The sequence below is a fragment of the Paenibacillus sp. FSL R7-0313 genome (assembly GCF_037969885.1).
Classification (GTDB): domain Bacteria; phylum Bacillota; class Bacilli; order Paenibacillales; family Paenibacillaceae; genus Paenibacillus.
Genome location: NZ_CP150219.1, coordinates 4,990,001 through 5,004,455, shown reverse-complemented (window position 1 = coordinate 5,004,455; position 14,455 = coordinate 4,990,001). Strand labels below are relative to the sequence as shown.

Sequence of the window (14,455 nt, the reverse complement as noted above, 5' to 3'; positions counted from 1 at the left end):
CATATTTCGTAAACATTTCATAAGCAACTTATAAACATTTGGTCGGTACGATAGGAACATCCAATGAGGGATACCAGGAAAACAATTGAGGAGTGATGCCAAGCATGAATGAGATGATCAGAACTGAACATAGCTTCGTTGGCTATGAATATAAAGACGTCATTGTGAAGCAAGATGTTGAATCATTGTATACGGACGGATATGCGCACTTCGGATGGATTCTGGAAGCTACTTCAACACCATTTCAAAACGTGGGTTCTGTCACGATGAAGTTTAAGCGGGATCGCAAGATTCGCAACAAAGCGGAGTTGACCCGCCTGCAAAGACAGTTCGAATCCTGTGTTACCGAGATAGCAACATTGGAACGATCCAAGATCATGGGAGCTTCTGCCGTTGCTTATATTATCGGAATTGTCGGCACAGCATGTATGGCTGGTTCGGTGTTTGCATATCAGGCTAACATGCTGCCTCTTACCATTACTCTGGCGATCCCTGGTTTCGCAGGCTGGATTATTCCGTATTTCAGCTATAGCGGGCTTTGCAAGAAAAAGTCCGACAAGGTCACGCCGTACATTGACAAGAAATATGACGAAATATACGAGGTATGTGAAAAGGCGAATGGTCTGCTCGCCAAGTAGTATGAATATCTTATGAAAATGAAGACATACTTGAAGTCCATGTGGGTCCGTTATCTTGGAAATAAGCAAGACCGGACGGCCATGATTAACGCTGCATCCCTTGTTATCAATGCTTTGATCGGAATAGGTAAGTTAATCCTGGGGATATATCTCCTTTCCGGATGGTTCGTCACGAATGCTGTATATTATCTGATTCTGTGTGTAGCCAAAGGGCAGGTGCTTCAACAATATAAAGTTGCCAAAAGGATGGAGTCTCCCCAAGAAAGATATGCATTGGAGCTTACGGTCTATAAGCGCGGAGGTCTTTTCCTTTGCTTTCTGGGTGTATCCTATTTGATAGTCTGCCTGCGAATGTATCTGATCGGCGATGCCTTTATCTATAGCGGCATCATTGTGTATATCGTAGCTACAGTCGCTTTTACCAAGCTGGCTTTTGCTGTGTACGGTACTTGGGCTAACCGTCATCTCCATAATCCGATCATATCTACATTGAAAATGATTAACTTCACCGATGCTATGGTGTCCATCGTTGTGACACAAGCGACACTGCTTACCATGCAATCCTCACCGCTTGCATTAAAGACCAGCAGCTTGTTTGGCATGGGGTGCAGCGCTTTATTTTGTCTGATGGGAGTCTGGATGATGTTCCACAAGAAAAAGGAGTCCAATATGGAGCAGGGGAGTGCAACACACGAACAGTGAAGATGAAAGAGGGGGGAATTAGCATGGAATGGTGTTATGTACTCCTGCTTAATATCATTTTGATTATGACCAAAATCATCGCAGAGCAGTTCACAAGTCGTTGAGGGGGAATTACCATGCAAGTCATGGACAACAGCTTTTTCAGAAACAACACTTCCAAAATTAATAAAATTATCGCCACGATTCTATGGCTAACGCTGCTCGCTTTCTGTTTTTTCATCCGTAGTAAGCAGGTTGAACTTGCAGTTGTATTCTCGCTGTTTGTTGAGCTTTCCATTGCATCATTTTTGATGTATCGTAAGAAAAAAACGGTCATGATCATGGTTGTGCTGATGATCGCGATTCTGACTGCAACCACTCAATATATCCAATCTCCGGGAGCAGGCATGCTCATCGTGGTTGTTCTATGCGTTATCTCACTTTATCTGAACCGTGTTCTCTTGTATGGATTCGGTGCAATGTATAATATTGCTTATATCGTGATCTATTACGCGGACCATCAGCAATACGATACGACCTTTTACATGACCATTGGGTTCATTGAACTGACCATTGTTGCTCTGTATTTTGTATGTAAACGAGGAAGGGACTTGATTCAGGTCGCCCTCGACAAAGAAGCAGAAGCCAGAGATCTTGTGAAGGCACTCGATAATATGGTGAAGGTGATTCAAGAGAACACATCTACTCTAAATACCCATATTGCCAGTTGTAATGATGATATCCGTAATCTGAAGCAGATGAGCGACAGCGTAACATCGAACATTCAGGAAGTGACTGGAGGCATTCGCGATCAATCAGGCAGCATTACACGTATCAGTGAGATGGTGAACACGGCAGATGCACAGATGGTGGAGATCAATCAGATATCACATCACCTTGCCCAAATCTCGTCCGATAACGGACAAGTTGTTCGTCAAAGTTCGGATCGAATTGTGCAAATGGGCAAGCAGATGAACATGATTAACGGAGCAGTAACCGATTCGATGACGACAGTCCAGGAATTGAACCAAAGTATGGATGATGTGAATACCTTCCTATCGGCCATTAACCAGATCTCGGATCAGACCCATCTCCTGGCATTGAATGCCAACATCGAAGCATCAAGAGCAGGGGAAGCTGGAGTTGGCTTTGCCGTCGTAGCTCATGAAGTCAAGAAGCTTGCACAGGAAAGCTCCGATACGGTCAAACAAATTAATGAGATCATTCATAATATCAAAAGAAAGACACAGCTCGTGGTGGAGAAGGCCGCCATAGGCAATGCTGCCGTAAAAGAAGGAGAAGCGATCACTGAACAGGTACTTGAGAGTTTCGACCACATCAGGTCCACATTCGAACATGTTGATCAATACATAGCTAAGGAATTGGGCATGACGGATCAGATGAGCCTGATCTTTACTCAAGTACGAACGCAAGTGGATCATATTTCCGATATTTCGCAAGAACATGCAGTCGCAATCGAAGGTGTACTGGCAACGACGCAAGAGCAGGAAAATAACATTGATGTTATCTACGAATTTATTAGCAGAATTAATCATTCAAGTCTGCGGTTGCAGGAACTCATTGGTAATCATAATAAGGAGTGATATCTATGGATCAACAACAACAACTGGAAATGGTACAACGTATGCGTCAAAATGTCGTCGGTACAGGTGCAGCTCTTCAACCCAGTTCCACGTATGCTGTCACAGTAAAAGAAGTCATGATTCCTACGACGAAAGGTGATACACGTGTACTTGTGTATACACCGGATAGGGACCATTCCGCTCCTCTGCCAGTCTTCTTTAATATGCATGGGGGTGGTTTCATCTTGGGACAAGCAGAGATGGATGATCCATGGTGTCGTCTGATCGCTGATCGATCTGATTGTGTGGTCGTTAATATCGATTACAGTCTTGCACCAGAGCACAAGTTCCCAACGGCGGTCCATGAATGTTACGACGTTGTACAGTGGGTCCACGCCAATCCGCAATCCTTATCGGTTAACCCGTCTCTATTCGCTATTGGGGGGCATAGTGCTGGTGGTAATCTTGCTGCAGCAGTGTGTTTACTGAATCAGCAAAGTGGTGGCGAGCTGCCGCTTGTTCTGCAAGTTATGGATTATGCCGTATTGGATGTGGCTACAGATCCGGCCGAGAAACCGAGTTTTGAAGAAGCCATTCCAGCCGAGATCGCCAGAACGTTTAATGCCATGTACCTTGAAACGCCAGAAGATGCGCAAGACCCGTTGGCTTCACCTGTGCTTGCAACATCAGTAGAGGGTCTTCCAGAAGCATTGATTATTACCGCGGAGAAAGATTCACTGGCCCAAGAAGCAAGAACATATGCAGCAAGGCTGGAAGCAAGCGGTGTTAAGGTGACTCTTAAGGAGTACGAGGGAGCCGCTCACGGATTTACGCATTTTGGCGATCTCCAGATGGCTGAGGATGCCTGGTACCGGATGAGTGACAAGATCAGAGAAGCATTTTCCAAATAACGTACATCAGAACGACGTTGAGAAGTGGTTAGAAATTATTTGAGAAAGTTATTTAAAAAGATACCTTGAAGTCGCCTAATGGCGGCTTTTTTCATTCATTGGTGTGACTGCTTCAATGGCTTGATGAAACCAAGCTTCTGAGCTTGAGGATGTGTTAATAAACTGGATTAGGAGCCTTATTGAGATTATAACGATATCGTTAAGGGTAAGAGTTGTTAAATTAGAGGAAATAATGACCAATACCAGGAGGTTTATTATGAACCAATATAACAGTCCATCCGATATCGCGATTCTTGGCATGGGAACGGCTCTACCTGCTCACCCCGTAGCGCAGTCAGATATTGCAGAACTAATCGCTTCTTCTCTTCAGGATCGGCCAGATTTGGCCCGTTTTGCCAGACGAATATTCAAGTCCTGTGGTGTTGAAACACGATATACCGTGGAACCGAGCTATCTGGGTTCACTGGAAGAATGCCGTTATCTGCCCTCTGGTGAGCGATCAGACATCCCGACAACCGAAGAACGAATGAATACATACAAGCGAGAGGCGCTTCCACTCGGGATTGAGGCGGCAGAGAAAGCCCTGGAGGATTCAGGCGTATCTCCAAAGAGTATCACGCATATCATCACGGTCAGCTGCACCGGTCAATATCTGCCGGGTCTTGATGTTATGCTCATCCGTCATTTGGGTTTGTCTGCCCGAGTTAATCGACTGCCGCTGATCTTTCAGGGGTGTGCGGCAGGGTTGAAAGCCATTCAGATGGCACGAGATGTTGTGCAGGGAGCTCCCGGATCACAGGTCCTTGTGGTCTGTGTAGAGTTGTGCACCATTCATTTTCAGCCCGTACAAGATCGGGAAGCGCTGTTTGCAGCTTCATTCTTCGGAGACGCTGCTTCTTCCTGTGTAGTGGGTACACCAGAACCTCAGCACAAGAATGTTCTGAGTCTGGGCACGGGTTATTCTGTGCTTCTTCCGGATTCGACTGAAGATATGACCTGGGAGGTAGGGAATCTGGGGTATGACCTGTATCTATCCCCTCGTATTCCAAAGCTGTTAGGTGTTCACCTGGAAGAGGAACTGCGTCTCTTATTGCAAAGTGAACAGCTTCCTGAACTGTGGGCCATTCATCCGGGAGGACGTGGGATTGTGGACTCTGTACAGAATGTAATGAAACTGCGAGACGAGCAAACAAAGTATAGCAGGGATGTCCTCAGAACGTATGGTAACTTATCTTCCAATACCATTCTGTTTGTACTGAACGCGATGCGTGAGGACATGAAGGCACAGGTTCAATCCTCTACAGATGGTGTAGCCATGGCATTTGGACCGGGACTCACCGCAGAGTTGATGAAATTCACTTATGTACCCTCATTATCTTCAGTGATGGAGGAGCACGATCATGTCCTTTTTTAGAACATTGTCCATTCGAGCCAAGGAAGATGAACTGATGGATGATTTCTCTCTGGGAGGGGAGGAGCTGCGTGAAGCGCTTAGACATCTGAGACGTCTTAACAAAATATTTGCAGCACCTGGCCCAACTCTGGCTGGTGTAGAGAAGTTGTGGAACTCTGTCGGCAGGCCGGATAAGCTGACTCTACTGGATGTGGGGGCAGGTTCAGGAGATGTGAACCAGAAACTACTGCAATGGGCAGATCGTCAGGGTGTTCAGTTGGAAATTACGCTGGTTGATCTGACGGAAGAGGCGTGTGAGGAAGCGAGACAACTATTCCGTGACGAACCCCGAGTCCGGGTACAACGTGCCGATCTTACACAACTGCCGGATGCTTCAGCAGATATTGTGACAGGTTCCCAGTTCGTGCATCATTTTGACGGAGATCAGCTGGTTGATATGGTTTCTCATATGCTGCGAGCATCCAGATACGGTGTCGTCATTAATGATATTCACCGCCACCCCGTATCCTATAAAGCGGTCTGGATTACAACACGAATGATCTCGCGCAATAGATATATCCGTCATGATGGGCCTCTTTCTGTAGCCAAAGGCTTTACAGGCAGGGATTGGAAGGAACTTAAACAACGGCTAAATCATGATACGATGACTTATGAATGGAAGCCTTTGTTCCGTTACTCTGTTGTTATTCCCACGAAAGGCAGGTGAACTTACGTGTCGAAATCGATAGATGTGATTGTCATCGGAGCCGGGATTGCCGGCAGTACGTGTGCAATGCAACTGGCAGGAAAAGGTCATCGGACCCTTTTGCTGGATCGCCAGGAGTTCCCTCGGCACAAAACCTGCGGTGAGTTCATGTCACCTGAAACCAAGGAGATGCTGGAAGTTCTGGACATTCACCTTCTGGAGCAGACGAAGAAACCCAGCTCCATGGATCATGCCAAAATTGTTTTGCCACAAGGCGGAGTGATTGAAGCACCGTTGCCAGGATTCGCTTATGGCATAAGCCGATATGAGCTGGACCAGATTTTGCATCAGAAAGCTCTGGCGGCCGGAGCCCAGATTGTTACCAAAGCGACCATAACGAGCATTGAGCAGCTTGAGGATGCCAGTTATGAGGTTCAGGTGAAACAGGGAAATGAGCGGATCAGCTACAGAGCCAAAGCCGTCATCGGAGCACATGGGACCAAGAAGCCGCGTGGGATGGCTTCCGCACCTGATCTGCGGGACCAAACCGTATATGTTGGTGTTAAATCCCACTTCAGGGGTATCCAGATTCCCGCAAGGGTAGAGTTATATTTTTGCGAGGGAGGGTATGTAGGGATTTCCCCGATTGAGGACGGCAATGTGAATGTCGCCGCATTGTTGACACTGGATACCGTCCAGGGAAGTGGCAAGTCTGTAAACGATATTTTACAGGCGGCTTCCCTGACAAACGTGAGTTTGGCAGCCCGTTTAGCTGAAGGAGAGCCTGTAGATGGAACGCAAGTGTCGATTGCACCGCTGCATCTGTCCAATGTTCCTGAACCATGGTCCCAATATCCGCATATTGGGGATGCCATGCTGATGATACCGCCTTTATGCGGAGACGGAATGTCCATCGCCCTTCGCTCCTCACTCCTGTGCGCAAGGTGGACTGACAAGTACCTGCAAGGTGATATTGAACATGCCGATTGGCAGAGTAACTACACGCTGGAAGCAAGCCGGGAATTCACCCAATTGCTTAGACGCGCAAGAAGAATTCAGAAGCTGGCTTTTGCCAAAACCAATAAATTCTATCCTGGTCTGGCGCGGATGATCCCCGGTTTAGCCGCTTATGTTGTGAAGGCCACACGGTTATCCGAGATGAACGCAGTGCGCTAATCCATTGAAACTTTGCTCAATACTTATGCAAAAGAGGTTGCTGTCGGCGGCCTCTTTTTTGGTGTATAAACATTAATTTTGTCGAGACAGTTTGGAAATTTGGGAAATGCTCGTATAATAGAATCTAATGTAACGATAGAGAACTAAGTCAGATGAAATGTCGGGAGGCACTATTTAAGATGAACTATTCATTTTCCAATCGTATCGCAGCACTGCAACCATCCATTATTCGAGAGATTCTGAAGGCTTCTTCGGGGCAAAATGTGATTCCATTCGCTGCGGGTAATCCCGCTCCGGAAACCTTTCCGATTGAGGCGATTCGCACGTTCACCCAAACCATTCTGGAGCATGACCCGGTCACGGCTCTGCAATATGGAATTACGGAAGGATATGTTCCCCTCAGGGAAGCATTGACTCAACATTTGAAGACAGGGTTTGATACGGGGAAAGCATCCGATCAATTGTTCATCGTATCTGGAGCGCAGCAGGGGATTGAACTTGCCTGTAAAGTGTTCTGTAATGAAGGGGATACAATCATCTGTGAGAGTCCGAGCTTTATCGGTTCCCTGAACTCCTTCCGGGCATCAGGTGCAAAGCTTGCTGGTGTTCCGATGGAGATGGACGGTATGGATATCGAGAAGCTGGAAGAGGCGCTGCAAACGGAGAAAAATGTAAAACTGATCTACGTGATCCCAAGTTTTCAGAATCCGACCGGTGTAACGACAAGTCTTGCGAAACGTAAGGCCATATACGAGCTGGCCAAGAAGTATGGTGTTATGATTCTGGAAGATAACCCGTACGGAGAACTTCGATTCAATGGAGAAGATGTGTCAACCATCAAGTCTATGGATGATGAGGGTCTGGTCATCTATGTTGGATCATTCTCCAAAATTCTGTCAGCGGGACTGCGTGTCGGTTTTGTACAAGCACCACATGAAGTTGTGGAGAAGATGGTTGTTGCCAAACAGGGAGAAGACGTACATACAGCCATGCTTCCACAGATTCTGGCGTACAAGTTCATGACAGAGTATGACTACGCGGGTCACATTAACAGCATTCGTGAGGTATATCGGAGAAAAGCAACATTGATGATGGACAACCTGCAAAAGCATATGGGGGAGTCCATTACGTATACTCAACCGGATGGTGGGCTGTTCCTCTGGTGTGACCTGCCAGCACATGTGCCAATGCTTGATTATGCCAAGACAGCGGCAGCTCAAGGGGTTGCGGTTGTACCGGGAAATGCATTCCTGGTGAACGAGCAAGACCCTTGTAATGCCATCAGACTTAATTTCTCAACCCCGTCAGACGAACAGATTGTCAAGGGTGTAGAGATTTTGGGGCAGGTATTGAAAGGCTATAACGCTTAATATTATAAAAAATATATCCAGAAGAAGTCGCCAGTTGGCGGCTTCTTTTTGGCCTTTGACAGCCCTTAATTATCGATTAATGCACTTAATTCTGCCTGGAATACCTTTTGATTCTTTTGATTGAATGTACTCAGCAACACGGTAACAATCCCATTTCCTTTTCGTCTGGGAGTCAGTCCTATGACTTCTGCAATGACATGAAGTTCATCATCCGGAAAGACAGGCTTCAGGAATTGAATGTTATTCATTCCGGTGCCCGCAACGACATGCTCTCCATAGACCCCGACCTCAATCCATAATTTAAAGGAGATATTCATTGTTTGCATGCCAGAAGCAATTAAACTGCCAAAGCGGCCTTGCTTGGCCTTTTCCTCATCCAAATGCATGTACTGTGGATCATAGATTGTGGCAAACTCAATAATATCGCTCTTGGATAATGCCAAGGATGTGGTTTCGTAGCGCTGACCTATTACATATTCACTAAATCTCATGAAGGCACCTCGGTTTCTTTAATATGTTTTTTCGTAGTTGATGGTTTGCTAAGAGACATGACTGGACTGACGTGTTAAAATGCTAGTGAACTATCCCGTGTGTATTGCTGTGTTACTGCTATAACGGACGAAACAGATGAAACTGTCTTTGAGGAGTATATATGATGACAACGATTAAAGATGTAGCCAAGATGGCTGGTGTAGCCAGTTCAACTGTATCTTGCGTACTCAACGATAAAGGGAATGTAAGTGAGCCAACAAGGCAGAGAGTACTCGCAGCAGCAAGCCAACTTAATTACGTGAAGAACGGCCCTGCATCTGAAATGAAACGAAATAGTACACACACCATTGGTGTGATTGTGCATGACATGTCCAGTCCGTATTTCTCGGATTTGGTGAACGGAATAGAAACCGTCGTCATGAGTCATGGATACGATATGATTGTATGTAGTTCGTTGGGTGGAGAGAAATCAACAGCCCACCGTTACATTCGAGAACGAAGAATTGATGGAGCTATTGTTATCGCTCAGAATATTCAAGATCAGTTGCTTGTTGAAGCATCTGAAGCAGGGTTTCCGATTGTGGTTATGGATCGGGATCTGGATGCTCAACATATTGTAAAGGTTTTGATGAGTGATACGCAAGGCGGTTACTTGGCTACCCGTTATCTGATCGATAAAGGGCATCGGACAATAGCTTATATTAGTGGTCCATCACAATCGGAATGTAATCTCCAGCGTTATCAAGGTTATTTGAAAGCCTTGAAGGAGGCAGGCATTGAAGAGAACCCCGAATGGAAAATTGGCGGGCAATACATGAAGCAAGATGGCTACATTGCAGCCAAGAAACTGCTTGAAGGAGAGTTGCCATCCGCTGTATTCTTCGCGAATGATGAAATGGCGATCGGTGGCTTGGAAGCCTTCAGGGAACATGATATATCAATTCCTGAACAGTTATCCGTCATTGGCTTTGACAATATACCTGCATCTCAGTACATGAATCCACCACTAACCACTTTTCGTCAGCCAAAGAGGGATGCAGGCCAGCTTGCAGGTCATGTTCTCTTCCAAATGCTGAATGGAGAGATCGTAGAGACGTTATATTCACTGGACATCCAATGTGTGGAACGTGATTCTGTTCGGCTCCTCAACCTGAGTTGAGGAGTTTTTTCATTCTATAGAATTTTAAATACTTAAAAAGAAAGGAGAGTAGCCATTTATGCATAATATAAAGACGAGGAGTTTTTTTGCGTTGGAAATAAATGGAGGTTGATACGATGGGCGTACCCACTTTTTTGGAGACAGGCCATATGCAAGAAGGTTTTCCCATTCGGGTAATTCACACAGGAAATCAGTTTAATTATGCTGCACACTGGCATGATGAGGTTGAACTGATTTTTGTCAATGGCAGGAGCGCCAGAATTGGCGTGAACGACCATGTGTGTGAGTTGGAAAAAGGGGATGTGCTGCTGATCAAACCGGGGGATGTGCACTGCTTTTTGCCGGGGACCGAGCAGCTGACCATTATCTTGTTCCGACTTGAATTGTTAACGGGAAGTTTCACGACCGAAGCCGAAATTCAGGATCTCGGACAACTTTTCAACAAAACAACAGTCATTCCCTCAAATACAGGAAGTCAGAGCAATCTGGCTCAATATATAGATGTTATCATTACCGAGAAGAAAAATCAGAAGCCGGGATATCGATGGTTAATGGTATCCAGATTGTACGATCTCATCATACTTTTATTGCGTACAAAAGTACCCGTTACCACCGATGAATCAACATCTTCAGCATGGCCCTGTACTTCCTCCAAAAAATTTGAATTCCTTGAATCGGTCTGTGAATATCTGGAGGAGCATTATGCTGAACCGATCAAGCTGGAACAGGTGGCGGAACATATTAAGTTCAGCAAGTTTCATGTCTGCAAGCTGTTCAAAGAGATCAAGGGAGTAACACTGATGGAATACTTGAATCATTTTCGAATTATCAAATCAGAGTGGGCCTTATTGTTCCGTCAGGATACCATTCTGGAGATTGCGATCGGACATGGGTTCAACAATGTGAACTCCTATAATCGTCTTTTCAAAAAATATAATGACTGCACACCTTCCGAATTTCGTAAGAAACACCGTACGAATATCACAAAATATGAAGGGTAATGCACAATATTTGTGGAGAAAGCCCTCTCCAAAATCAATATACTCTAATAAATTGTAAGCGTTTCCTTTTTGAAGGAGGGGGCCTATGAAGAAGTGGTTTAAGCCAACTATTGTATTTGTATGTGCAGCGCTGTTGTTAGCTGGTTGTCAGTTCAGTCCGTCAAATCAAACCAAGCAACAGGAGATTACCGTGTGGAGTTTTACCGATGAAGCAAAGTATGCCATCGAGAAATTTGAACAGAAATATCCAGACATTAAAGTGAACTTTGTCAACATCCCCGGTAATTTCTATATCACCAAGCTGAAATCTGCGCTACAGACAACCTCGAAGGCTCCAGATGTATTTATGATTGAAAATGCGAATATTCGAGAGCTGATTGACGTTCCATACCTGGAGAATCTATCCGCTTCTCCGTATAACGCCAATGAACTTATCCAGGAACAATATGCTTTTGTGCAGGCTAATGAAAAGGACAGTGAAGGAAATGTCAGAGCGATAGGTTATCAGGGAACACCAGGGGGCATCTATTATCGTCGGGATTTGGCGAAGAAATATCTGGGCACCGATGATCCTGAGCAGGTGGGTTCACAGATCGATACATGGGAGAAGATCTTCGAGATTGGAGAGAAGGTGCAGCAACTTAGCGGGAATAAAGTACATGCTTTGGCAAATTGGAATGCTATATCGAATTCATATGATGGTATTCCTTGGGTGAAGGACGGTAAACTCGTCATCGATCCAACCTACTTGGAAGTGCTCGATCTTGTACGTGAAGCACGTGAGCGGAATGTACTTGCCGAGTATGAAGATGGAAGTGCCGGTTACGCTGCATCCATGCAAAAAGGAGAGGTCATGTTTTATCCCGGGGCAACCTGGGCCCTGCAATATACGTTCAAGGCAAACGCCCCGGATACCGAAGGCATGTGGGGCTTGGCCCAGGGACCGTCAGCCTTTAGTTCAGGTGGAACGTATATAGCGATGTATAGTAAAAGTGACAAAAAAGATCTCGCCTGGAAGTTTATCGAGTTCTACAACTTTGACCACAACTTTCTGTCGGAGTTAGCCAAAGAACAGGATTATTTCACCAGCAACATGGTTGTGAATGATAAACTTGCCCCGTCGCTCTCATCGTCCTATTTGGGAGGACAGAAGCATTTTGAGTTCTTCTCGGAGGCGGCAAAACGGGTGCCTGTATACGAACGCACCAAATATGATGCCACGATTAACAATGATATCTACAAGATTGTACTCCAGTTATATCTCAATAAGGACATTCAGACCAAAGAAGAAGTCGTAAAGCGAATCAAACGTGATGTTACCTTGAGATTTCCGGAGCTGGAAGTGGATTAGCTTATAAGCGAGCGAATGATTATACACATCCGATGATAACTGGGGGGATAGAACATGTTTGCCAAAACAATTCGCAAGGACCATTACGGCTACTACTTCATTGCTCCGTTTTTTATTATTTTCACCACTTTTGGGCTGTATCCCATTTTATATTCGCTTTACATCAGTTTCACCAACTTTGATGGCATCACGACGCCTGACTTTGTAGGGATCGGTAACTACGTTGCCGTATTACAAGACCCGTTGTTTTACAAAACCTTGTTTAATACATTATTCATCTGGGGAGTATCTGTAGTTCCTCAACTCACAATCTCACTTGTATTGGCTTTTATCCTGAACGACAAGCTACTTAAAGGACGGGACTTTTTTAGAGCGGTATACTTTTTTCCCAATATCGTTACGGCTGCATCACTTGGATTACTTGTCAGCTTGATTTTTGACTGGCAGTCTGGCGGGCTGAATCATTTTTTGGTGCAGACCGGCATAATACAAGATCCAATTAACTGGAAAAATGATCCCTGGTTTATGCGTCTGATTGTATCATCCATTTTGTTTTTCCAATACTTCGGTTATTCCATGGTCATATACCTAGCTGGTCTTCAGGGCATTGATCCTTCTCTGCTGGAGGCTGCCCAGATGGATGGCGCAAAAAAGAAACATATTTTCATTCATATTATCGTGCCGATGCTCCGTCCAATTATTCTGTTTCAGATGATTACATCCATTATTGGGGGCATTCAGATTTTCGATCAGCCATTTACACTGACCAATGGAACTGGCGGTCCTGACCGGGCAGCCATGACCAGTATTATGTATCTCTATAATGTCGCATTTCAGAGCACGCGTTTTGGTTACGGCGCTGCCATAGCATTTTGCCTGTTCATCATTATCATATTGTTGTCTGTTGCATCCTTCATCATGACCAAGCGAAAGAGCCGTTCATAGGGAGGGGAGTTCTTCATGCAAACTGCAAAATCAATGGAACAACCAAATGCAACGATTCAGCATTATGCCAGCACAAGGCGACTGACGGTTGGCAAGATCATCATCTATCTGCTGTTGGTGGGTCTAGCCGTGCTCTGTATTATTCCATTTTATCTGATGCTCATCTATTCAACACATAATAATGCAACGATTGCTTCGACGTTTACATTTCTCCCGGGCTCATTCTTGGTTGATAACTATATGAACATGGTATCCAAAATCAACATATGGCGCGGGTTTGCCAACAGTATATTCATCGCCGGAACATCAACCGTGTTATCTCTGTATATTGGGGCTTTAACTGCATATGGCTTTGCCAAATTTAAATTCAAAGGGCGGAACTGGTTGTTCCTGTTTCTGTTAGCGACCATGATGGTGCCGGGTCAACTGGCTCTGATTGGTGTATATCGACTATTCAGCATGATGGGCCTTCTGGATAGCTATGCCGCCATTATTTTGCCTGCTGCGGCTAACGCGTTTAATGTATTCTTTATCAAACAGTTCATGGAGAGCAGCATACCGGATGAGATTATCGAATCTGCACGGGTGGATAGTGCCGGTGAGTTCCGGACGTTTAATCAGATTGTACTGCCTATTCTGGGGCCAGCGATTGCTGCCCTTGGCATATTCACATTTATCGGTTCATGGAATAATTTCCTAACACCGCTTGTGCTGTTTTTCTCCCTGGATAAATATCCTCTTCCGGTATTGGTTGCGTTAGTGCAGGGTTACTATGGGATGGATTATGGACTCTTGTATTTGGGTGTAGCGATCTCAATCCTGCCTATTATTGTTGTATTCTCTGTATTTTCCAAACAGATTATTGGAAGTGTTGCTTTGGGTGCTGTGAAAGGATAGTGATCAATAGAAAATAGGGAATTGCAAAGGGCAAGATCTCCCGATTTATAGGAGTGGATAGTGTTCTATATGATTAGGGTCGCTCAAGAGAGCGGCTCTTTTTGCTATTCTATATTTTGCGTATATATCCCAACTTATAAGTAAAGGATACC

The 14,455-nt window shown here is 45.1% G+C and carries 14 protein-coding genes; 13 read left to right on the top strand and 1 reads right to left on the bottom strand.

Annotation, left to right across the window (positions count from 1 at the left end; translation table 11 throughout):
* Positions 1-104: 104 nt before the first annotated feature.
* The 8 genes from NSQ38_RS21700 (at position 105) to NSQ38_RS21665 (ending at position 8,458) form a co-directional block, all read left to right on the top strand.
* Positions 105-638, top strand: coding sequence for a hypothetical protein (locus NSQ38_RS21700; RefSeq protein ID WP_339784008.1), 534 nt, complete (start codon positions 105-107; stop codon positions 636-638).
* A 12-nt stretch (positions 639-650) separates the two neighbouring features.
* The gene (locus NSQ38_RS21695) at positions 651-1,340 is read left to right on the top strand and encodes a hypothetical protein (protein WP_339784007.1); all 690 of its coding nucleotides are present in this window, start codon (positions 651-653) and stop codon (positions 1,338-1,340) included.
* A 116-nt stretch (positions 1,341-1,456) separates the two neighbouring features.
* A complete protein-coding gene (locus NSQ38_RS21690) occupies positions 1,457-2,923 on the top strand; it encodes a methyl-accepting chemotaxis protein (protein WP_339784006.1) in 1,467 nt (488 codons plus the stop codon).
* Between the two features lie 5 nt (positions 2,924-2,928).
* Positions 2,929-3,813 (top strand): alpha/beta hydrolase, encoded by an 885-nt coding sequence (locus tag NSQ38_RS21685; protein ID WP_339784005.1) that lies wholly within the window; start codon positions 2,929-2,931, stop codon positions 3,811-3,813.
* Between the two features lie 256 nt (positions 3,814-4,069).
* Positions 4,070-5,227 (top strand): type III polyketide synthase, encoded by a 1,158-nt coding sequence (locus tag NSQ38_RS21680; protein ID WP_091030798.1) that lies wholly within the window; start codon positions 4,070-4,072, stop codon positions 5,225-5,227.
* Entirely contained in the window at positions 5,214-5,933 is a 720-nt protein-coding gene (locus tag NSQ38_RS21675; RefSeq protein WP_047842870.1) for a methyltransferase domain-containing protein, read from the top strand. The genes NSQ38_RS21680 and NSQ38_RS21675 overlap by 14 nt, the downstream gene beginning before the upstream one ends.
* Before the next feature lie 6 nt (positions 5,934-5,939).
* Complete coding sequence (locus NSQ38_RS21670; protein WP_339784004.1) at positions 5,940-7,088, top strand: NAD(P)/FAD-dependent oxidoreductase; 1,149 nt, start codon at positions 5,940-5,942, stop codon at positions 7,086-7,088.
* 179 nt (positions 7,089-7,267) lie between these two features.
* Positions 7,268-8,458, top strand: a complete 1,191-nt coding sequence (locus NSQ38_RS21665; RefSeq protein ID WP_339784003.1) for a PLP-dependent aminotransferase family protein — start codon at positions 7,268-7,270, stop codon at positions 8,456-8,458.
* Positions 8,459-8,523: 65 nt separating this feature from the next.
* Here NSQ38_RS21665 and NSQ38_RS21660 read toward each other — a convergent pair whose 3' ends face one another.
* Positions 8,524-8,949 (bottom strand): MaoC family dehydratase, encoded by a 426-nt coding sequence (locus NSQ38_RS21660; RefSeq protein ID WP_074094976.1) that lies wholly within the window; start codon positions 8,947-8,949, stop codon positions 8,524-8,526.
* Positions 8,950-9,110: 161 nt separating this feature from the next.
* Between NSQ38_RS21660 and NSQ38_RS21655 the strand changes: the two genes are divergently transcribed.
* The 5 genes from NSQ38_RS21655 to NSQ38_RS21635 all read left to right on the top strand — a co-directional run bounded on the left by NSQ38_RS21655 (position 9,111) and on the right by NSQ38_RS21635 (position 14,303).
* A complete protein-coding gene (locus tag NSQ38_RS21655) occupies positions 9,111-10,109 on the top strand; it encodes a LacI family DNA-binding transcriptional regulator (protein WP_339784002.1) in 999 nt (332 codons plus the stop codon).
* Between the two features lie 116 nt (positions 10,110-10,225).
* Entirely contained in the window at positions 10,226-11,110 is an 885-nt protein-coding gene (locus tag NSQ38_RS21650; protein ID WP_339784001.1) for an AraC family transcriptional regulator, read from the top strand.
* An 85-nt stretch (positions 11,111-11,195) separates the two neighbouring features.
* Positions 11,196-12,461: an extracellular solute-binding protein gene (locus tag NSQ38_RS21645; RefSeq protein ID WP_339784000.1), complete on the top strand. Its 1,266-nt coding sequence runs from the start codon at positions 11,196-11,198 to the stop codon at positions 12,459-12,461.
* Between the two features lie 54 nt (positions 12,462-12,515).
* Positions 12,516-13,406, top strand: coding sequence for a sugar ABC transporter permease (locus tag NSQ38_RS21640; protein ID WP_074094979.1), 891 nt, complete (start codon positions 12,516-12,518; stop codon positions 13,404-13,406).
* Positions 13,407-13,421: 15 nt separating this feature from the next.
* Positions 13,422-14,303, top strand: coding sequence for a carbohydrate ABC transporter permease (locus tag NSQ38_RS21635; RefSeq protein WP_339783999.1), 882 nt, complete (start codon positions 13,422-13,424; stop codon positions 14,301-14,303).
* Positions 14,304-14,455 lie beyond the last annotated feature (152 nt).